At 72.7% G+C, this 21,137-nt stretch carries 16 protein-coding genes and 1 rRNA gene; 14 read left to right on the top strand and 3 right to left on the bottom strand.

Annotated elements, in window-relative coordinates; genetic code table 11:
* Positions 1-26: 26 nt before the first annotated feature.
* From ACZ5OX_RS06615 to ACZ5OX_RS06605, 3 genes are all read right to left on the bottom strand, one after another.
* On the bottom strand, positions 27-740 hold the full coding sequence (locus ACZ5OX_RS06615) for an IclR family transcriptional regulator (protein WP_030246527.1): 714 nt from the start codon (positions 738-740) through the stop codon (positions 27-29).
* 233 nt (positions 741-973) lie between these two features.
* Positions 974-1,090 (bottom strand): 5S ribosomal RNA (rrf, locus tag ACZ5OX_RS06610).
* 84 nt (positions 1,091-1,174) lie between these two features.
* Positions 1,175-2,266, bottom strand: a complete 1,092-nt coding sequence (locus ACZ5OX_RS06605; protein ID WP_465629022.1) for a nuclear transport factor 2 family protein — start codon at positions 2,264-2,266, stop codon at positions 1,175-1,177.
* 262 nt (positions 2,267-2,528) lie between these two features.
* On the opposite strand from ACZ5OX_RS06605, the gene sigJ reads away from it, so the two are divergent.
* The 14 genes from sigJ (at position 2,529) to ACZ5OX_RS06535 (ending at position 21,007) form a co-directional block, all read left to right on the top strand.
* A complete protein-coding gene (gene sigJ / locus ACZ5OX_RS06600) occupies positions 2,529-3,503 on the top strand; it encodes an RNA polymerase sigma factor SigJ (protein ID WP_465629021.1) in 975 nt (324 codons plus the stop codon).
* Between the two features lie 191 nt (positions 3,504-3,694).
* Positions 3,695-4,483 carry a response regulator transcription factor gene (locus tag ACZ5OX_RS06595; protein ID WP_465629020.1) on the top strand — a complete coding sequence of 263 codons (789 nt, stop codon included), beginning with the start codon at positions 3,695-3,697 and terminating at the stop codon, positions 4,481-4,483.
* Positions 4,484-4,494: 11 nt separating this feature from the next.
* Entirely contained in the window at positions 4,495-5,994 is a 1,500-nt protein-coding gene (locus ACZ5OX_RS06590; protein ID WP_449787955.1) for a sensor histidine kinase, read from the top strand.
* Between the two features lie 181 nt (positions 5,995-6,175).
* Positions 6,176-7,087 carry a hypothetical protein gene (locus ACZ5OX_RS06585; protein WP_465629019.1) on the top strand — a complete coding sequence of 304 codons (912 nt, stop codon included), beginning with the start codon at positions 6,176-6,178 and terminating at the stop codon, positions 7,085-7,087.
* A 223-nt stretch (positions 7,088-7,310) separates the two neighbouring features.
* Complete coding sequence (locus ACZ5OX_RS06580; protein WP_465629018.1) at positions 7,311-7,925, top strand: Uma2 family endonuclease; 615 nt, start codon at positions 7,311-7,313, stop codon at positions 7,923-7,925.
* On the top strand, positions 7,918-9,276 hold the full coding sequence (locus ACZ5OX_RS06575; RefSeq protein ID WP_465629017.1) for an oxygenase MpaB family protein: 1,359 nt from the start codon (positions 7,918-7,920) through the stop codon (positions 9,274-9,276). The genes ACZ5OX_RS06580 and ACZ5OX_RS06575 overlap by 8 nt, the downstream gene beginning before the upstream one ends.
* 438 nt (positions 9,277-9,714) lie before the next feature.
* On the top strand, positions 9,715-11,259 hold the full coding sequence (locus ACZ5OX_RS06570; protein WP_465629016.1) for a cytochrome ubiquinol oxidase subunit I: 1,545 nt from the start codon (positions 9,715-9,717) through the stop codon (positions 11,257-11,259).
* A 34-nt stretch (positions 11,260-11,293) separates the two neighbouring features.
* Positions 11,294-12,319 (top strand): cytochrome d ubiquinol oxidase subunit II, encoded by a 1,026-nt coding sequence (cydB, locus tag ACZ5OX_RS06565; protein WP_465629015.1) that lies wholly within the window; start codon positions 11,294-11,296, stop codon positions 12,317-12,319.
* 4 nt (positions 12,320-12,323) lie between these two features.
* Positions 12,324-15,815 (top strand): thiol reductant ABC exporter subunit CydD, encoded by a 3,492-nt coding sequence (gene cydD / locus ACZ5OX_RS06560; protein WP_465629014.1) that lies wholly within the window; start codon positions 12,324-12,326, stop codon positions 15,813-15,815.
* Between the two features lie 258 nt (positions 15,816-16,073).
* On the top strand, positions 16,074-17,747 hold the full coding sequence (locus tag ACZ5OX_RS06555) for a GAF domain-containing sensor histidine kinase (protein WP_465629601.1): 1,674 nt from the start codon (positions 16,074-16,076) through the stop codon (positions 17,745-17,747).
* Between the two features lie 190 nt (positions 17,748-17,937).
* Positions 17,938-18,351, top strand: a complete 414-nt coding sequence (locus ACZ5OX_RS06550; RefSeq protein ID WP_465629013.1) for a YegP family protein — start codon at positions 17,938-17,940, stop codon at positions 18,349-18,351.
* On the top strand, positions 18,341-18,745 hold the full coding sequence (locus ACZ5OX_RS06545; RefSeq protein WP_392881564.1) for a hypothetical protein: 405 nt from the start codon (positions 18,341-18,343) through the stop codon (positions 18,743-18,745). The genes ACZ5OX_RS06550 and ACZ5OX_RS06545 overlap by 11 nt, the downstream gene beginning before the upstream one ends.
* 451 nt (positions 18,746-19,196) lie before the next feature.
* A complete protein-coding gene (locus ACZ5OX_RS06540) occupies positions 19,197-20,249 on the top strand; it encodes a PstS family phosphate ABC transporter substrate-binding protein (protein WP_449787963.1) in 1,053 nt (350 codons plus the stop codon).
* Positions 20,250-20,416: 167 nt separating this feature from the next.
* Positions 20,417-21,007 carry a hypothetical protein gene (locus ACZ5OX_RS06535; protein WP_465629012.1) on the top strand — a complete coding sequence of 197 codons (591 nt, stop codon included), beginning with the start codon at positions 20,417-20,419 and terminating at the stop codon, positions 21,005-21,007.
* The last annotated feature ends 130 nt before the right edge of the window (positions 21,008-21,137 follow it).

The raw sequence follows: 21,137 nt of genomic DNA, 5'->3' as shown, positions 1-21,137 counted from the left end.
GTCGTGCTCCGTCAAGCCGGGTTCCGTCAGCTGCGGCGGAGGGCCTCGGTGAGCCGGTTGGCGGCTTCGATGATGGCCTGGGCGTGCAGCCGGCCCGGGTGGCGGGTCAGTCGCTCGATGGGGCCGGAGACGGAGACGGCGGCCACCACGCGGTTGGAGGGCCCACGGACGGGGGCGGAGACGGACGCGACGCCCGGCTCGCGTTCCCCGATGGACTGGGCCCAGCCGCGGCGGCGGACGCCGCTGAGTGCGGTGGCGGTGAAGCGGGCGCCCTGGAGGCCTCGGTGGAGGCGCTCGGGTTCTTCCCAGGCGAGGAGGACCTGGGCGGCGGAGCCGGCCTTCATCGGCAGGGTGCTGCCGACGGGGACGGTGTCGCGCAGGCCGGAGAGTCGTTCGGCCGCGGCGACGCAGATGCGCATCTCGCCTTGGCGGCGGTAGAGCTGCGCGCTTTCTCCGGTGACGTCGCGCAGGTGGGTGAGGACGGGGCCCGCGGTGGCGAGCAGTCGGTCCTCGCCGGCGGCGGCGGAGAGTTCGGACAGGCGGGGGCCGAGGATGAACCGGCCCTGCATGTCACGGGTGACCAGGCGGTGGTGTTCGAGTGCGACGGCGAGTCTGTGGGCGGTGGGGCGCGCCAGACCGGTGGCGGCGACCAGCCCCGCCAGCGTGGCGGGGCCCGACTCCAGTGCGCTGAGCACCAGAGCGGCCTTGTCGAGAACGCCGACGCCGCTAGTGTTGTCCATACCATGATATTGCAGTCTCAGTTGGCGAGACGCAAGTCTGTTTCGATGTTCGCCATCCTCTCAGATCCCCGCAAAGCGGCTCTTCCGGGACCCGACGTCTCACATGCCGGATGCGCCGGAGCGTGCGCCGCGGCGCGAGGGGCAGCGGGAAAGCGAAATGGCGGAGGAAATGCCGGGAAATGAAAAAAGCCCCTGCCGTGTCTCTGTCGGACACGGCAGGGGCCGTAAGAAGAATTCGGCGGCGTCCTACTCTCCCACAGGGTCCCCCCTGCAGTACCATCGGCGCTGTAAGGCTTAGCTTCCGGGTTCGGAATGTGACCGGGCGTTTCCCTCACGCTATGACCACCGAAATGATCGGGCCGGGCAATTGCTCGAAAGCACTGCCTTCGCCTCGACGCAAATCATAGCAGGGGGAAACGGAGGGATTCCGCCCCTCAGAAGCCGATGGCCTCGCGCAGCAGGATCACGGTCCCCGGGGTGAGCCGGGCCGGGGCGTTGAGCACCAGGAGCTGGTTCACGGCGCTCGGCCCGCCGTACGCGGCGCGGGCGCGGTCGGACTCCAGCGGGAGGACGTGGTGCTCCAGGCGGCGCAGGGCGGCGGGGAGGTCCGGGACGACCTTCTGGGCCCCGACGACCCAGATCGCCCGCCCGGCGCCACCGGCGTAGCCGGGCAGCTGGCTGCCGGTGGCCGAGGCGACGACCAGGGCACCGGTCTCGGTGACGGCGGCGACGCTGCCGAGCGCGACATCGGGAGTGGCGACCGTCCGGCGGATGTCGTCGCCCTCGGTGGCCCGGTCCATGGCCAGCGCGCGGGGCTTCACGGCCCGGTAGCGGTCGCCGCCGTTGACGTCCTCCTCGATGCCGGAGAGCCGGAGGGTCTCACTGGCCCCGGTGAAGACGGCGGCGCCGGCCGGGATCAGCTCCGCGACCCGGGTGCGCGCGGCGGCGGCGTCGTCCAGCAGCTCGACGGTGAAGCCGTTCGCCGCCAGCGCGGCGGCCGCCCGTTCCAGGTGGTCGGCGGGCGCCGGGTCGGTGTACGTCGGGTCGGTGGGCGCGGACGGACGGGTCGAGCCGGGCGCCGAACCGGTCGAGCCCGGCGCCGAGCCGGTCAGCGGGCTGCGGTCCAGGCACCGGGTCTCGTAGACCCGCTCGGTGAACCGCCAGCCGTCCGCCGTACGCCGGTAACGGTCGTGGTAGACGGCGTAGTTGAGCCCCTGGAAGCCGTTCTTCAGGCGGGCGATCTCATGCATGTGGGCGCGGCCGGTCGCGGTGTCGCCGTCGATCCGGATCGCGCCCGGGTGGGTGTTCTGGATGAAGAAGTCCCACTGCTCCTGGAGCTTCTCGCCGCCGACGCGGATCTGCTCCGGGCCGGTCAGCTCGACGGGGACGTCGGGCATCCGCAGCACGCCGTCCGGGGTGAACAGCGCGGCGAGGCGGGCGCGGTCGCGCATCATCACCGCGTCGGTGAACTCGGCCTGCAGGGCCGTGATCTCGACGCGGTCGGCGATCGCCTGGAAGTCGTTCATCGGGTTCTCCGTTCCGTGTGACCGGCGCGTGCGTACGACCGGTGCGTGCGTATGACCGGTGCGTGCGTATGACCGGTGCGTGCGTATGACCGGTGCGTCCGTACGACCGGTGCGACGGGTACGACAGGACAGCCGCTCGGATCGTGAGGTGGCGGGGAAAGGGCGTGGGGGAGGCGTCACATTCCGGGCCCCCGCCCTGTCACAAGGGGAGCGGGGAACCGTCGAGTCGAACGAGTCGAACGAGGCGAAGGGGTGGGACACGGTGCGGGAAGCAGAGGGCGGCACCACGACCGAGCCGGGCCCGGGCGCGATCCTGGGCGAGCAGCGCCGGCTGACCAACCTGGCGTACCGGATGCTCGGTTCGCTGGCCGACGCCGAGGACGTGGTGCAGGAGGCCTACGCCCGCTGGTACGCGCTGCCCAGGCGCGAGCGGGAGGCGATCGTCTCGCCCGGCGGCTGGCTGACCACGGTGGCCAGCCGGATCTGCCTCAACCTGCTCGGCTCGGCCCGGGTGCGGCGGGAGCGCTACGTGGGCGAGTGGATCCCCGAGCCGCTGCCGGACAGCCGGGAGTGGACGGATCCCGCCGGCGGCCCGGGGACGGATCCGGCGGACCGGATCACCCTGGACGAGTCGGTGAGCATGGCGTTCCTGGTGGTCCTGGAGGCCATGACCCCGGCCGAGCGCGTCGCCTTCGTCCTCCACGACGTCTTCCGCTACCCCTTCGCCGAGGTGGCCGCGATCGTCGGCCGCACCCCGGCGGCCTGCCGTCAGCTGGCCACCTCCGCCCGCCGCCGGATCCGGGCCGGGCGGGCCCCGGCGGCGCCGACGGGCGCGCAGGCCGGCGTCGTCCGGGAGTTCAAGCGGGCCTGGGAGGCGAAGGACCTCAGGTCGCTGATGGGCGTCCTGGACCCGGAGGCCACCGTGATCGCCGACGGCGGCGGTCTGGTCGGCGCGCTGCCGCACCCGCTGACCGGGCGGGAACGGATCGCCGCCGCCCACCTGGACTCCGACCGCTTCGCGCCCGGGATCACGCTGCTGGAGTGCACCGTCAACGGCGGGCCCGGCCTGGTCGCCCAGGTGGACGGCGTCACCGTCACGGTGTTCGCGTTCCGGATCGCCGACGGGCTGATCACCCACATCTGGGCGGTGCGCAACCCGGAGAAGCTCCGGCCCTGGACGGAGGGGCGTTCGAGCGGGAGCGGGCTGCGGCCGAGCGGGAGCGGGGCGCAGAAGTGAGGCGCGTCATGCCCGGCACGCGCCTGCTGGGCGTGTTCACGCCCGTACGCACACCACCGAGCCCACCCCTGCGCGCCTCTCGCCCAAAAACCGACCGATAAGGTGTTAATCCAACATTCATCCATGCCGCATAGCCTCCGGGGGCTAGCCTCATGCTGAACGTCATCGTCCGACCGGGAGGCGAAAGCCCCGTGCAAGGCACTGTCACCACACCAGGCGGCTCCACGGTGGCCGGGGGCCAGGGCGAAGCGTTCCTGCTCGTCGTGGACGACGAGCCCAACATCCGCGAACTGCTCTCCGCCTCGCTGCGCTTCTCCGGCTTCCGCGTCGCCTCCGCCGCCAGCGGCACCGAGGCGCTGGAACTGGTCGCCGCCGAGCGCCCCGACCTGGTCGTCCTCGACGTGATGCTCCCCGACCTCGACGGCTTCACCGTCGTCGAGAAGCTGCGCGAGCGCACCAGCCGCGGACAGATAGCCGGACCGGCCCACGGGCACCCCGGCGACCACCTGCCGGTGCTCTTCCTCACCGCCAAGGACGGCGTCGGCGACAAGGTGCAGGGCCTGGCCGCCGGTGCGGACGACTACGTCACCAAGCCGTTCAGCCTGGAGGAGCTGATCGCCCGGATCCGCGCCATCCTGCGCCGGGCCGGCGGGCCCGCCGAGGACGGCCGGCTGGTCGTCGCCGACCTCAGCCTCGACCCGATCGCCCACGAGGTCACCCGGGGCGGCACCCCCGTCTCGCTCTCCCCGACCGAGTTCAAGCTGCTGCACTACCTGATGGCCAACGTCGGCCGGGTGGTCTCCAAGTCGCAGATCCTCGACCACGTCTGGGCCTACGACTTCGGCGGGGACCTCTCCATCGTCGAGTCGTACATCTCCTACCTGCGCCGCAAGCTCGACTCCGGCCCCACGCACGGCCCCAAGCTGATCCACACCGTGCGCGGCATCGGCTACGCCCTGCGCCGCCCCCCGCAGGGCTGACCGGCCCGCCCGTGCTCGCCCGGTTCTCCTCCCGGCTGTCGCTGCGCGCCCGGCTGCTGGTGCTGGCGCTCGCGCTGGTCACCACCGGGCTCGTGGTCAGCGACACCTTCGTGCTCGGCACCGTACGGAGCCAGCTGGTGCAGCAGCTGGACGAGCAGCTCCAGCGGTACGGGCCGCCGCTCTCCCGCAAGCCACCGGGCCAGCTGACCGCGCCGGCCGCCGGAAAGCCCGCCGTCGCCGGCCGGCGGGTCAGCCTGCCCAGCCAGTACCTGGTGCAGTACCTCTCCTCGGACGGCAAGGTCCAGGCGCTGATGCGCCAGCCCGTCTCGGACAGCGACCCGGCGCCCCAGCTGGCCGGGCTGGACCCGGCCAGGACCGCCCCCGACGTCCCCTTCGACCTGCCCGACCAGCGCGGCCACCACCGCTGGCGGGTGCTGGTGCTGCCGCTCCAGCCGCCCCGCGGGCAGGCCGCCGCCCCCAGCGCGTACGCCGCGCCGGCGGTCACCCCGACCCACGTCATGGTGGCCGTCTCCCGCGAGGACATCGACGCCACCCTCGACAAGCTGAACACCTCCTTCCTGGCCATCGGCGGCGGCGTCCTGGTGCTGATCGCCGCGCTCGGCTTCTTCGCGGTGCGGGCCGGACTGCGGCCGCTGCGCCGGATCGAGGAGGGCGCCGAACGGATCGCGGCCGGCGAGCTGTCGCACCGGATGCCGGAGCTCTCCCCGGGCACCGAGGTCGGCCGGCTGGCGATCGCGCTCAACGGGATGCTCACCCAGATCGAGGCGGCCTTCGCGGCCCGCGCCGAATCCGAGGCCCGGATGCGGCGCTTCGTCGCGGACGCCTCGCACGAGCTGCGCACCCCGCTGGCCGGGATCCGCGGCTTCGCCGAGCTCTACCGGATGGGCGCGCTGCCCACCGAGGCCGACGTCAAGCGGACCATGACCCGGATCGAGAGCGAGGCCGACCGGATGGGCGCCCTGGTCGAGGACCTGCTGGTGCTCGCCCGGCTGGACGAGGAGCGCCCGCTCGACCTCGCCCCGATGGACCTGCGCACCCTCGCCGCCGACGCGCTGCACGACCTCACCGCCCTCGACCCCAGCCGCCCGGTCGCGCTCACCGGCCCGGCCGGCACCGGCGCACCCGGCGCCGCGCCCGTCATCGGTGACGAGGCGCGGCTGCGGCAGGTGGTCACCAACCTGGTCGGCAACGCGGTCAAGCACACCCCGGCCGGCACCCCGGTCCGGATCGGGGTGGGCGCGGGCCCCGGCGGCATCTGCCTGCTGGAGGTCGCGGACTCCGGGCCTGGCCTCACCGAGGAGCAGGCCCAGCGGGTCTTCGACCGCTTCTTCCGGGTCGACCCCTCCCGCAGCCGCGACAACGGCGGCGGCGCCGGCCTCGGCCTCGCCATCGCCACCGCCCTCACCCGCGCCCACGGCGGCACCCTCACCCTGCACACCGCCCCGGGGGAGGGCGCCACCTTCCGCGTCGAACTCCCCCGCCAGCGCTGACCGGATTTCCCGCACCCGTGGCTTTCTTGCGGGGCTTTGTCGATTCATCAATTCCTGCACCGATTCCGAAAACCGGATGAATGCGAAGGGTTTGCGCGCCTATGATCAGCTGCCGCCGAATGGGCAAGAACCCTCGGTGAAACGAACTTTGTTTTCCTGATTCGTCCCGAAAGGGGTCAGATTGAACCTCCGTCGCACGCTGGTTTCGGCCGCCCTCGTCGCCGCCGTGATCTCGCCCGCAGCCGTGCTGTCCGCGGCGCCGGCCTTCGCGGAGTCGGCCCAGAACGACAGCGACTCGCTCGCCGCGCTGGAGAAGGCCGAGCACGACGCCTTCGAGGCCGTTCAGACGGCCCATGGCATGGTGGCCTCCGCGACGGCCAACTACCAGACCTTCAAGAACAACCCGCAGCCGTACCTCATGCGGGTGCAGCGGGCCAAGGCCACGGCGGAGAAGACGGCCGAGGTGGCGGCCGCCGCCGACAAGGAGGCCGAGGCGGCTTCGCTGGCGTACGGGTCCGCCAAGCCGGAGGAACTGGACAGGGCGCGGGAGCGGATGCTGGCAGCGATCAAGGCAGCCAACGAGGCACGTGCTGCCAACACCAAGGCCGAGGCCGCCGTGACCGACGCCGAGAAGGCACTGAACGACGCCGTGGCCACCGAGTACGCCAAGGTCATCCAGGCGGAGGAGAGCCTGACGGCGGCGAAGAAGGCCTACGAGATCGCCAACAAGGCGAACGCCTACGCGCAGGCGCAGGACTATGCCCGGCGGGAGGCCGAGCGGGCCGAGCGGGAGGCCGAGCAGGCCGTTAAGGCTGCTGAACAGCCCGGAGTGGTGACCCCGGTGGTGGAAACCGTCCCGACGACGAGCGTCCCGACCAGTGGCAGGTCCACCACGTCGAAGACGTCGACCTCCTCGGCCACTTCGGCGACTTCGACCACCCGGGCCACCACCGGCTCGGCCACCGAACTCGCCGACACCGGCTCCGGCCCGGCCACCACCTACCTCGCCCTCGGCTCCGGCCTCGCCCTCAGCCTCGGCGCCGCCGCCCTCTACGTCTCCCGCCGCAAGCCGGCCACCCGAACCACCTCCTGACCCACCCGTTCGCGCCCACTCGGGAGGAGGGCGCGACCACCCCGGAACCGCAGGACAGGCCCCGGCCCGTCCTGCGGTTCCGCCGTTCCCGGCCCCCGAACTCCCCGATCGAGTGAACCTGCCCCGTTCACCCGGTCGGCCCCCTCGGCCGTGTGCGACCGTCCAGCCATTGCTTGTGCGGACTCGCGCGGGCTGATCACTGGACGGGAAATGGGGTGTCTCAATGAGCGCGCTCGTCGCCGAGAGGACCGTCGCCGTGAACCTGGATCAGGTGCTGTGGGAGGTGGGGAAGTCCGCAGATGTGCCCGAGGGCTATCGCGTGGAGATCATTGAGGAGAACCTCGCGGTGTCACCCACTGGCGGAACTCGCCATTTCACTGTCAACAGGCGGCTAGGGCGGGCCCTGCACGACTACCTGAGCGGTAGCGGCTACGGGCCGGCGCAGGACGGGAACGTCATCGCCGGTCTCAAGGTGCTCATTCCCCACGTCTTCGTGGCGCCCGACGACATCGACGAGATAGAGCACCCCGAGGGCCTGGGCCTGCTCGCCTCGGGAATCCCACTGGTCGCCGAGACCGTCTCCCCCGGCGCCGAGAACCGGCGTCGTGACCACGTCCTGAAGCGCCGTGCCTACGCCGCCGCCGGCATCCCGGTGTACGTGATCATCGACGACCAGGACGAGGGCGGCGCGGTGATCGTTCTCACCGATCCCGATCCCGAGAACCGTGACTACGCCTGCTCGACCCGGGTCGCCCACGGCAAGGAGGCCGTGATCCCGGAGGGCCCCGCCAAGGGCTTCGTGATCGGCCCCGACATCACCGGAGAGCACCGTGGCTGACCGCGGCGCCTCGTTCCGGCGGGACCTGTCGGAGTGGCGGATCGCGCTGGTCGCCTGGCGGCTGCTGGTGCTGCAGGCGGCGGACCCGGTGGTGTCGGCGGGGATGGCGGAGCACTCGACGTACCGGGCGCACCCGTGGCGGCGGGTGGAGCACACGCTGGGCAGCGGGCGGCGGCTGTTCTACCAGGACGAGGAGACGCTGCGCCGGGAGATCGCGCGGCTGGAGCGGGCGCACAAGCGGATCCGGGGGACGGGGCCGGACGGGCGGCCGTACGACGCCGGGGACGCGGCGACCAGGGCGTGGGTGCTGCTGACGCTCTTCGAGTGCGTGGTCGCGATGCGACGGCTGGGCGGGGACCCGTACGACGCGCGGGAGATGGAGCTGGCGTACGCGGAGTTCCGCGGGGCGGTCGCCGCCTTCGGCTTGCCCGAGGACGAGATCCCCGGCACCGCGGGGGAGTTGCCGGCCTACTTCGCCCGGTACGCCCGGGAGCGGCTGGAGTTCACCGAGGCGGCCCGCTACCTGCTGGGCGATCTGCTGCGCGAGGCGCCGCGGCCGCGCCGGCTCCGGTTCCTCGGCGACGCGGGGTGGCGGGCGGTGCGGCTGGTGGTCGCCGCGGTGATCCGCGAGCTGACGGTGGCGGACCTGCCGCCGGCGGTGCGGGAGCGGCTCGGGCTGGTCCGCACCCGGCGGGCCGCGCTGCTGTCCGCCGTGCTGCACCGCGGCGCCGGCGCCGTCGTCCCCCGCCTCCCGGACCGGTTGCGCTACCGCTCCCCGGAGCCGTCCCGGCCGAAGCGCCGCCGCCCGCACCGGGACGGCCGCGGGCCCCGGCTGGACCGCTTCTTCCGCGAGGTGCTGGACCAGACCGGCGACGGCTCGATCACCGTGCACGACCTGCGGGCGATGGCGCACAACGTGTGCTGGCAGCTGGAACTGGACGAGGCCGGCGAGGCCCGGGTGTACGAGGCCTTCGACAGCTGGTGGGAGCAGCTGCGCGCGGTGATGGACGCCGACGGGGACGGGAGGGTCAGCCGGGAGGAGTTCGTGGCGGCCACCCTGGCCGGATGCGACCGGGACGAGGCCTACCTGGAGCGCGGGCTGCTGCCCGCGCTGCGGGCGGTGTTCGCGGCGGCCGACACCGACGGCAGCGGCTTCCTGGAGCTCGACGAGTACCGCGCGGTGTTCGGCGGGCCGCGGGTGCACCCGGCGGAGCTGTCGCACGGTTTCCGCCAACTGGACACCGACGGGGACGGGCGGATCACCCGCGAGGAGTTCCTGGCCGGTTTCACCGGCTTCTTCACCGCCCGCGCCGACTCCGTCCCGGGCACCGAGCTCCTCGGCCGGGCGTAGGGCGTAGGGCGTCAAGCGCCAGGGCGTAGGGCGTCAATCGCCGGGGCGTAGAGCGCTGGAACGGAGAGCGGTGCGGCCGGCGCGCGCGCCTAGCACGCAGATCGAGCCGGCGCGACCGGCTCGGGAGCCTGTCAAGCGCCGGTTCGGCCAACAACTTCCGGCCATCCGCCCGGTCGTTCGTTGCCCCGGCCCGCGGTCGGTCCGCAGACTGTGCGGACCGCACCGCGGGCCGTGACGCACCGCACGGGGCCGTCAACCGGCTGTCAACCCCACCCCACCTGCAGTTCCTCCGTAAGGATGATGGATACTGGGCCTTGTGAACGTGTTCACGTTCACAAGCAGACAAGCTTGCGTGGTTGCGCAACGGTCTACGGCTATGGATGAAGTTTGTCCGGAAGATGCCCGTCATCACTCGGGCAGGTTGGGAGAGAGGGCGACGTGGAACTGGCAATCGCTCACGAGACCATCGCGCGATGGCAATTCGGCATCACCACCGTCTACCACTTCCTCTTCGTCCCGCTCACGATCAGCCTGGCCGCGATCGTGGCCGGTCTGGAGACCGCCTGGGTCCGGACGAACAAGGAGAAGTACTTCCACGCGACCAAGTTCTGGGGAAAGCTCTTCCTCATCAACATCGCGATGGGCGTGGTCACCGGCATCGTCCAGGAATTCCAGTTCGGCATGAACTGGTCCGACTACTCCCGCTTCGTCGGTGACGTCTTCGGCGCCCCGCTCGCGATGGAGGCGCTGATCGCCTTCTTCTTCGAGTCCACCTTCATCGGCCTGTGGATCTTCGGCTGGGACAAGCTGCCCAGGAAGATCCACTGCGCCTGCATGTGGATGGTGTCGCTGGGCACCGTGCTCTCGGGCTACTTCATCCTGGCCGCCAACTCCTGGATGCAGCACCCGGTCGGCTACGCGATCGACCCGGTCACCGGCAAGGCCCAGCTCACCGACGTCGTCCGCGTGCTGTTCCAGAACACCACCCTCGTGGTCGTCTTCCACACCCTGACCGCCGCCTTCCTCACCGGCGCGGCCTTCGTCGTCGGCATCGCCTCCTTCCACCTCTGGAAGGCCAAGCGCAAGCCCGAGACCGCCGACCCGAAGCGGACCGCCGCGATGCGCACCTCGCTGCGGCTCGGCCTGGTGCTCGCGGTGGTCTTCGGCCTCGGCACCGCGCTCAGCGGCGACACCCTGGGCAAGGTCATGTTCGAGCAGCAGCCGATGAAGATGGCCGCCGCCGAGGCGCTGTGGGAGACCCAGTCGCCGGCGCCGTTCTCGGTCTTCGCGGTCGGCGACGTCAGCAAGGGCCACAACTCGGTCGCCCTGGAGGTCCCCGGGGTACTGTCCTTCCTCGCCCACAACGACTTCAGCTCCACCGTCCCCGGCATCAATGACACCGCCGCGGCCGAGGCCGCCCAGCACGGCGGCAACCCCAGGGACTACATCCCGAGCATCTTCGTCACGTACTGGGGCTTCCGCCTCATGATCGGCTTCGGGATGACCTCCTTCCTGGCCGGCCTGATCGGCCTGTGGACCACCCGGAAGAAGCTCTTCCTGCACCCCGACTTCCGCACCGGCGAGACCGAGGTGCCCCGGCTGATGCTCACCCCCAGGCGCGAGCTGGGGCCGACGCTGACCAAGTGGAGCTGGCGGATCGGCATCCTGACCATGGGCTTCCCGCTGATCGCCAACAGCTTCGGCTGGATCTTCACCGAGATGGGCCGCCAGCCCTGGGCCGTCTTCGGCCTGATGACCACGGCCAGCGCGGTCTCCCCCACCGTCGGCATCGGCACCCAGATCGGGGCGCTGGCCACCTTCACCACGCTGTACGCGATCCTCGCCGTCGTCGAGGTCAAGCTCCTGGTCAAGTACGCCAAGGCCGGCCCGGTGGTGACCGAACAGCCGCCCACCAAGGACCCGTCGCTGCGCGGGCCGTCCTCGGACGAGGACGCCGACAAGCCGCTCGCCTTCGCCTACTGAGGCGCCGGGACCACCGGGGAACTGAGGATCTGACATGCAACTCCACGACGTCTGGTTCGTGCTGATCGCGGTCCTGTGGATCGGCTACTTCTTCCTGGAGGGCTTCGACTTCGGGATCGGCGTACTGCTCAAGCCGCTGGCCCGCAACACCGCCGAGCGGCGGGTGCTGATCAACACCATCGGCCCGGTCTGGGACGGCAACGAGGTCTGGTTGCTGACCGCCGGCGGCGCCACCTTCGCGGCCTTCCCAGACTGGTACGCGACGCTCTTCAGCGGCTTCTACATCCCGCTGCTGGTCATCCTGGTCTGCCTGATCATCCGCGGCGTGGCCTTCGAGTACCGGCACAAGCACGACGGCGCCCGCTGGCAGCGGAACTGGGAGGAGGCCCTCTTCTGGACCTCCCTCCTCCCGGCCTTCCTCTGGGGCGTGGCCTTCGCCAACATCGTGCGCGGCGTGGACATCGACGCGCAGAAGAACTTCGCCGGCACCCTCTGGGACCTGCTGAACCCGTACGCGCTGCTCGGCGGCCTGGTGACGCTCGCCCTGTTCACCTTCCACGGCTCGGTGTTCGCGGTGCTCAAGACGGTCGGCGAGATCCGGGAGCGGGCCCGCAAGGCCGCGCTGCTGTCCGGGCTGGCCACCGCGGTGCTGGCGCTGGTCTTCCTGATCTGGACCCAGGCCGACCACGGCAACGGCCGCAGCCTCGCCGCGATGATCGTCGCGGTGGTCGCCCTGGTCGGTGCCCTCGCGGCCAACCAACTGCGGCGCGAGGGCTGGGCGTTCTCGCTCTCCGGGGTGACCGTCGTGGCCGCGGTCGCGATGCTCTTCCTGGCGCTCTTCCCGGACGTCATGCCCTCCACCCTGAACCCGGAGTGGAGCCTGACCGTCAGCAACGCGTCGTCCTCGGCGTACACGCTGAAGGTGATGACCGTCGTCGCGGCGATCTTCACCCCGCTGGTGCTGCTCTACCAGGGCTGGACGTACTGGGTGTTCCGCAAGCGGATCGGCGTCCAGCACATCCCCGGGCACGACGCGGCCGCCCAGCTCGACCAGGGCTGACGCCGTGAAGCCCGTCGACCCCCGACTCCTCGGGTACGCCCGCACCACCAGGGCCTTCCTCGCCGGATCCGTGCTGCTCGGCGCGGTCGGCGCGGCCCTGGTGGTCGCCCAGGCGAGTCTGATCGCCGAGATCGTCGTCCGCGCCTTCCAGCGCGGGGCCACGCTCGGCGAGCTGACCACGCCGCTGCTGCTGCTCGTCCTGACGGCGGTCGGGCGCGGGCTGGTCGGCTGGCTCACCGAACTCACCGCGCACCGGAGCGTCGCCCGGGTGAAGTCCACCCTGCGGCGCCGGCTGCTCGACCACGCCACCGCGCTCGGCCCGTCCTACCTGGCGGGCCGGCGCACCGGCGAACTCACCACCCTCGCCACCCGCGGCATCGACGCGCTGGACGACTACTTCGCCCGCTACCTGCCGCAGCTGGCGCTGGCCGTGGTCGTCCCGGTGATCGTGCTGCTGCGGATCGTCGGCGCCGACTTCACCTCGGCCGCGATCATCGCCGGGACGCTGCCGCTGATCCCGCTGTTCATGGTGCTGATCGGGATGGCCACCCAGTCCCGGATGGACCGGCAGTGGAACACCCTGTCCCGGCTGTCCCACCACTTCCTCGACGTGGTCGCCGGACTGCCCACCCTCAAGGTGTTCAACCGGGCCCGCACCCAGGCCGCCACCATCGCCCGGATCACCGCCGACTACCGCCGGGCCACCCTGCGCACCCTGCGGATCGCCTTCGTCTCCTCCTTCACCCTGGAGCTGCTCTCCACCCTGTCCGTCGCGCTGGTCGCCGTCACCGTCGGGTTCCGGCTGGTGGACGGCACGCTCGCGCTGGAAACCGGGCTGCTGATCCTGGTGCTCGCCCCCGAGGTGTACTTCCCGATCCGCCAGGTCGGCGCGCTCTACCACTCCAGCGTCGAGGGGCTGACCGCCGCCGACGAGCTGTTCCGGGTGCTGGAGACCCCGCTGCCCGCCGCCGGCACCACCCCGGCGCCGGACCTCGCCGGCGCCGTGATCGCCGCCGACGGCCTGGTCGTCCGGCACCCCGGGCGCACCGAGCCCGCCCTGGACGGCGCCGCACTGACCCTGCGCCCGGGCTCCAGCACGGCGCTCACAGGCCCCAGCGGCGCCGGCAAGTCCACCCTGCTGGCCGTGCTGCTCGGCCTCACCGCCCCCACCGCCGGCACCGTCCGGATCACCGCCGCCGACGGCCGTCCGTACGACCTGGCCGAACTGGAGCCGGAGAGCTGGCGGCGGCAGATCGCCTGGGTGCCGCAGCACCCGCACCTGTTCGCCGGCACGGTCGCCGAGAACCTGCGGCTCTACCGGCCCGACGCCACCGACGAGCAGCTGTGGACGGCGCTGCGGGCCGCGCACGCGCTCGACTTCGTGACCGACCTGGCGGCCGTCCTGGGCGAGGACGGTGCCGGGCTCTCCGCCGGACAGCGCCAGCGCCTCGCCCTCGCCCGGGTGCTGCTCGCCGACGACCGGCCGCTGGTGCTGCTGGACGAGCCGACCGCCAACCTGGACGGCGCCTCCGAGGAGGCCGTGGTGGACGCCGTCCGGGCGCTCGCCGCCGACCCGGCGCGCACCGTGCTGGTGGTCGCGCACCGACCGGCGCTGCTCGCCGTCGCGGACCGGCGGGTACGGCTGGCGGGGCCCCCGTCCGCACCCGCGGAGCCGGTCACCCCGCTCGCCCACAGCGGCCGCCCGACCCCCGCCCCCGCCGCCGCGGAGGAGCCCGGGGCAGAGGGCGGCAGCACCCCCCGACTGGCACTCTCGATCCTGCTCGGCGCGCTCGCCCTCGGCTGCGCCGTCGCGCTGATGGCCACCTCCGGCTATCTGATCTCCCGGGCCTCCGAGATGCCGCCGGTGCTCTACCTGATGATGGCCGTCACCTCCGTCCGGGCCTTCGGCATCGGCCGCAGCGTCTTCCGCTACGCCGAGCGGCTGGTCTCGCACGACGCGGTGCTGCGCACCCTCGGCACCCTGCGGGCCGCCGTCTACCGGCGGCTGAGCGCGCTCGCCCCGGCCGGGCTGCCCGCCTTCCGGCGCGGCGACCTGCTCTCCCGACTGGTCGCCGACGTGGACGCGATCCAGGACCACTACCTGCGCTGGCGGCTGCCGGCCGCGGTGGCCGGGGTGGTCGCCCTGGCCTCGACGGTGGCGATGGCCGCCTTCCTGCCCGCCGCCGGGCTGGTGCTCGGCCTCGGACTGCTGCTCGCGGGCGTGCTGGTGCCCGCGCTGGCCGCCCGCTGGTCGGCCGGCGCCGAGCGGCGCCAGGCCCCGGCGCGCGGACGGCTGGCCACCACCGTGGTGGACGCCTTCACCGGCACCGCCGAGCTGACCGTGGCCGACGCGCTGCCGGGCCGGCTGGCCGCCGTCCGCACCGCCGACGCCGCGCTGACCCGGCTGGCCGCCCGCTCGGCCGCCACCACGGCGCTCGGCACCGGACTGATCGCCCTGCTCACCGGGCTGACCGTGGCCGCCGCGGCCGCCGTCGGCGTCCAGGGGGTGCGCGACGGGGCGCTGGCGCCGGTCTGCCTGGCGGTGGTGGTGCTGACCCCGCTGGCCGCCTTCGAGGCCGTCACCGGGATGCCGCTCGCCGTCCAGGCCCGCCAGCGCAGCCGCGCCGCCCGGGCCCGGCTGGACGAGGTGCTCTCCGCGGAACCCCCGGTCACCGAGCCCGCCGAGCCGGCGGCGCTGCCCGAGCAGCCGCTGCCCGTCGCGGTGCGCGGACTGACCGTCCGGCACCCCGGGCAGTCGGTGGACGCGCTCACCGGGGTCGACCTCGACCTCACGGCCGGGCGGCGGATCGCCGTGGTCGGCCCGTCCGGCTCCGGCAAGACCACCCTCGCCCAGGCGCTGCTGCGCTTCCTGGAGCCGAGCGCGGGGACGGTGCGGTTCGCCGACGGCGGCCCCCGGGCCGTGGACGCCCGAGCGCTGGCGGGCGAGTCCGTCCGCCGGGTGATCGGGCTCTGCGCCCAGGACGCCCACGTCTTCGACAGCTCGCTGCGGGAGAACCTGCGGCTCGCCCGGCCGCAGGCGCGGGAGGAGGAACTGCGCGCCGCGCTGGCCGCCGCCCGGCTGCTGGAGTGGACCGAGAGCCTGCCCGACGGCCTGGACACCATGGTCGGCGAACACGGCGCCCGGCTCTCCGGCGGCCAGCGCCAGCGGCTGGCGCTCGCCCGCGCGCTGCTCGCGGACTTCCCCGTACTGGTCCTGGACGAGCCGGCCGAGCACCTCGACCTGCCCACCGCCGACGCGCTCACCGCCGACCTGCTGGCCGCCACCGCGGGCCGCACCACGGTGCTGATCACCCACCGGCTGGCCGGGCTGGACGACGCCACGGTGGACGAGGTACTGGTGCTGGACGGGGGACGGGTGGCCGAGCGGGGCCGCTGGTCGGAGCTGGTCGCCGACCCGCACGGGCGGCTGCACGCGATGTGGCGGCGGGAGCGGGAGGCGGACGGGCTGCTGGAGGCCGTCCCCTCGTACCGTTAGTCGGGCCGGTCGTCGCGCCGCCCGACGGCCAGCCCGTCCGCCCGGCCGTCGCACCGCTCGTCCGCCCGGCCCTCACGCCGTCCTTCGGCTGAAAAGCGTACAAACTAGGCTTTCTCCATGGACCCCACGCCGGACCTTCCCGAGGCCACTGCCGAGCCGACGCCCCATCGGGTGCCCGAGATCGCCTCGCTCGGGCTGGACACCCTGGTCACCGAGGTCGCCGAGCGCCTGCAGTCGGCCGCCGCGGTCACCGACCGGATGCAGCGGCTGCTGGAGGCGGTGGTCTCCATCGGGGCCGGGCTGGACCTGCACGCCACCCTGCACCGGATCGCCATGGGGGCGGCCGAACTGGTCGACGCCCGGTACGCGGCGCTCGGAGTGATCGCCCCCGGCGGCACCGGCCTGGCCGACTTCATCCACGTCGGGGTCGACGACGAGACCGCCACCGAGATCGGCGAACTGCCCACCGGCCGGGGCGTCCTCGGCGCGCTCATCGACCGTCCCGAGCCGCTGCGGCTGACCGACCTCGGCGCCGACCCGCGCTCCTCCGGGTTCCCTCCGCGACACCCGCAGATGAGGACCTTCCTGGGCGTGCCGATCCGGGTCCGCGCGGAGGTGTTCGGCAACCTCTACCTCACCGAGAAGAAGGGCGGCGGCGCCTTCACCCCCGAGGACGAGCAGGTGGTGCACGCCCTCGCCGCCGCGGCCGGCGTGGCCATCGAGAACTCCCGGCTGTACGAGGAGGGCCGCCGCCGGGAACGCTGGATCGCCGGCGCCGCCGCCGTCGCCACCGCCCTGCTCTCCGCCGAGCAGGCGGAGACCGCGCTGACCGTCGCGGCCGAGCAGGTGCGGGAGCTGGCGGGCGCCGCGCTCGGCATGATCCTGCTGCCCACCGGCCCCGAGGACGGCGGCGAGGAGGACGGGCAGATGCGGGTCGCGCACGCCTCCGGCGAGCTGGCCGAGTACGTCCGCGGCGAACTGCTGCCCAGGGAGAGCTTCGCGGCCCGGCTGCTCGCGGGGGAGAGCGTCTACCTGGACGACATGTCCAGCGACCCGACCGTGGTGATCCGGCTCGCCCGCCGCTTCGGCCCGTCCATGGCCGTACCGATGGTCGCCGCGGGCCGGGTGCTCGGCGGGCTCTGCGTCTGGCGCCCCTGCGGCGCGGTGCCGTTCACCGACAGCGAGAAGCAGCTCGCCGAGACCTTCGCCTCGCAGGCCGCGCTGGCCCTGCGGCTCGCCGAGGGGCAGCGCGACCAGCAGCGGCTGGCCGTCTTCCAGGACCGCGACCGGATCGCCCGCGACCTGCACGACCTGGTGATCCAACGGCTGTTCGCCACCGGGATGATGCTGGAGAGCGCCGCCCGCCGGGCGGTCGTCCCCGAGGTGAGGGTCGGCATCGGCAAGGCGGTGGACGAGCTGGACGCCACCATCCAGGAGGTCCGCACCACCATCTACGCCCTCCAGCACGACAACCACGGCGACGCCCCGGACACCCTGCGCACCCGGGTGCTGCGGGAGGCCAGCCAGGCCTCGGCGGCGCTCGGCTTCAAACCCTCGGTGAGCTTCGTCGGGCCGGTGGAGAGCCTGGTGGGGGAGAAGACCGGACGCCAACTGCTGGCCGCCCTGCGCGAGATGCTCTCCAACACGGCCCGGCACGCACGCGCCTCCCGGGTCGGCGTGGAGATCGACGCGACCGTCCACCTGGACGAGGACGGCCGCCCGATGGGCGGTGACCCGGAGTCGCTGGACCGGGGCGGGCGGCCCGGTGTGCTGCTCACGGTGACCGATGACGGGGTGGGCATCCCGAGGGGCGGGCGGCGCAGCGGCCTGCTCAACCTCACCCGGCGCGCCGAGGCGCTCGGCGGTGACGCGTGGCACGAGAGCGGGCCGTACCGGAAGGGGACGATGGTGCGCTGGACGGCCCGGCTCTGACGGTTCCAGGCCGCTTTCCGCCCCATTTCCGGACCGCTTCCGAGCGGAACAAGTGAAAGTTAAACGAGGGAGAACTTCCCGGCCAACAGCGCAAGTTGTGAACGTTCTGGGCTTTCGGGGCCTCCGTGTGCACACATAGCTTTGCTCCCGCTCGGAGGGGAATCCGGAGGGCAACCGGACGGAGGGGGCAGTGAACGCTGCCGGCCGCGGTCACACCGCAGCAGGGGCAAGTCGAGGGGGGTTCCGCGCCGAACGGGCGGCGGACGGGCGCTACCGCTGGCAACTGAAGGCGCCCAACGGCCGGGTGGTCGCGATCACCCCGGCCGCGTTCGAGACGGCGGGCGACGCCGAGCGGGGCTTCGACGGCCTGCGCGCCACGGCGACCGGACTCACCGCGCGGATCACCCACGTACGGGAGGGCATCGGCTGGATCTGGGTCGTCCCGGGCTCGCGCGCTCTCCCCGAGGTGCGGTCCAGCCGCGCGTACGAGCGGTACGCGACCTGCCAGAACGCCTTCCGGAGGTTCGTGGTGCTGCTCTCCAAGCAGCCGCCGCGCGAACTGCCGGAGCCCGCCGTGACGTCGAGACGCACCGATGGCCGCTGAGCGGCGCGGTCCGCGGCTGCTGATCGTGCCGGCGGGCGACCGCTGCCTCGGCTGGGCGTTGCGGGCCGCCAACGGGCGGCCGCTCGGGGTCGGCGTGCGGACCTATCGCAGCGAGGAGGAACTCGCCGATTCCGTACGGGAGTTGCTGATCGAACGGGCCGCGCTTCGATGTTCGGTCGGCCAGTCCGAAGGGCGTCAGTGGGTCTGGGCCGCCTACCTGCCGGTGCGCAGCACCCGGCCGGGGGCGGCCGACGCCGTTCCGGTCGCCCGCAGCGCGCGCGGGTACCTGCGGCGGGACCAGTGCCAGGCGGGGATCGACGGGTTCCTGGCCGGACTGCAGTGGGTGGGGCAGGAGTTGCGGCGCTCCGGGCGGGACGGCCGCCGGCCGCTGTAGGTGTCCGGATCCATGACGGTCGGTCGTTCGACGGACCGTCATGTCGGCGTTCCCGGAGGCGTTCCCGGAAGCGTCCCGGAGGCGATCCCGGGGGCGGCCGCCGGGCGCGGTGCCGGAAGCGATCCCCCCGCATCGGATCTCCCCGCGTGCTGTTCCGGTGAAGGGGAGGTTTCCGGCAACACCCCGAGCAGCCTCCTGCAGAAGAACGTCGACCGGGTGTCGAGGCCCGGTGGTGCCCCTGCCACGTGCGCGCTGACCAGTGACTAAACCTCGCCGAACCGATGAGTCGACATTCCCCGGCCGGAGTCGACCTCTCTTCCGGCGGAACCTCCCCGCCGGACAGGATCGGCACTGCCGGCGAGGCCGCAGCGGACGCGGCCACACGGCCCCGAACTCCCGGACGGAGTACGGGTTCACGCGATGTACGTCTCTCCCCCGGAGGAAGAGGAACATGCGCAAGACCGCTGCCAAGCTGCTCACCGTCGCCGCGCTGGCGACCTCCGTCGCGACCGTCGCCGGCGGCACCGCCGTCGCCGACCCGGCCGCCGGTGTCACCCCCCGCGCCATCGACTTCGTCGGTGTCGGCTCCGACACGACCCAGGCGCTCCTGAACCAGCTCGCCACCGACTACAACGCGTCGCTGACCAGCTCCACCGCCCCGCGCGTCTACAGCTGGGACGCGATCCCCACCGGCACCATCACCACCAAGACCGGTGCCACCGCGATCACCCGCCCGAACGGCTCCGGCGCCGGCATCAACGCGCTGAACGCCAACACCAACGCCACCGTGGACTTCGCCCGCTCCTCGCGCGGCCCGGTCGCGACCGACCCGACCACCGACAACTTCGTCGCCCTGGCGAAGGACGCGGTGGCCTGGGCCGCCAAGAGCGGTGGCAACGCGCCGGCGAACCTCACCACGGCGAACCTGAAGGACATCTACACCTGCACCGTCACCAAGTGGAACCAGATCAACGCGTCGCTCCCGAACGCCACGATCAAGCCCTTCCTGCCGCAGACCGGTTCCGGCACCCGCTCCTTCTTCCTGACCGCCATCAACGGTGGCGTCACCGCCCTGACCCCGGGCGCCTGCGTCAACAGCAGCGTCCAGGAGAACCAGGGCAGCGACGCCCTGCTGAACGACGTCAACGCGGTGGTCCCCTACTCCGTCGCCCACTACATCGGCCAGGTGTACTTCGGCAAGGGCAGCGGCGCCGACGTCCAGGGCCCGCTGACCATCCGCAACATCGACGGCGTCGTCGGCGGCCCGGTGGACACCACCAACAAGGTCATCAACAGCAACTACGCCGACACCCTGTACGGCCGCGTGGTCTACAACGTCTTCCGCAAGGACGACTGGGCCCCCGCGGTCGACACCACCCGCGCCGCCACCCTGCGCGGCATCTTCGGTGACGGTGGCTGGTTCTGCACCAACGGCACCGCCGACATCAAGAGCTTCGGCTTCCTGCCGCTCGACTTCGGCTGCGGCAGCGTCACCACCTCCTGACCCACCCCGCACCATCCCGGCGGCCGCAGGGGCCCTCCGTCCCTGCGGCCGTCGGCCGCCCGAGCCCGCGTCCGGCCGGCCGTGCCCGCCTGTGGCGGTGTCACCCACGCATGAGCTTCTTCGAACCGCACGACCCCTCTCCCTCTCCCTCTCCCAAGGAGTTCGGCATGTCCCGCATCAGTGCCCGCCTGGCCTCGACCGGTGCCGCCGTCGTCCTCGCCGTGACCGCCGCGAGCGGGGCGGCCGTCGCCGACACCACCCCCACCCCCGCCGGCGGCCAGGCCGTGATCACCGCCGACCTGGACTTCCTGACGAACGCCGCGCTGAACGGCGTCCTGGTCATCCCGCTGCAGCCGGCCGACCCGAACGCCGACCCGGCCACCGGTCTCACCGTGACGCTCCCGGTCACCGGCGGCGCCGCGAACATCCCGTCCTTCTACGGCCACGTGCAGTTCGGCGGCGGCCTGCTGTTCCTGAACCTCAAGACCGGCAAGAGCGTGACCTTCAAGCAGATCGACTTCTCGGTCTCCAAGGGCTACTTCACCGGCGTCCCGAACGGCTCGGACGCCCCGGTGCCGCTGCTGGACCCGCGCAGCAGCGTGATTAACCGCAACGGTGCCGTCCAGAACCTGAAGTCCGACAGCTTCCAGGTGGACCCGGCCGGCGCGAACTACCTGGACACCACCCTCGGCACCACGTACTTCACGGGCGGCCAGAAGGTGGGCTCGCTGGCGCTGACCTTCACCCCGGCCGCCTGATCCGGGCACCGCGTCGCCGCAGTCCGGCGGGGGCGGGGCGCCGGGGGGGGCCGGCCGCACCGGGGGTTTTTCCCCCCCGTGCGGGGGCGGATGGGTTTGGTTTCTTGCACCCTGGCTAAACAGATCCCCA

It is taken from the genome of Kitasatospora sp. NPDC032121, from assembly GCF_055580145.1.
The sequence above is the reverse complement of the archived record's forward strand: the minus strand, read 5'-3'. Positions and strand labels throughout refer to the sequence as shown.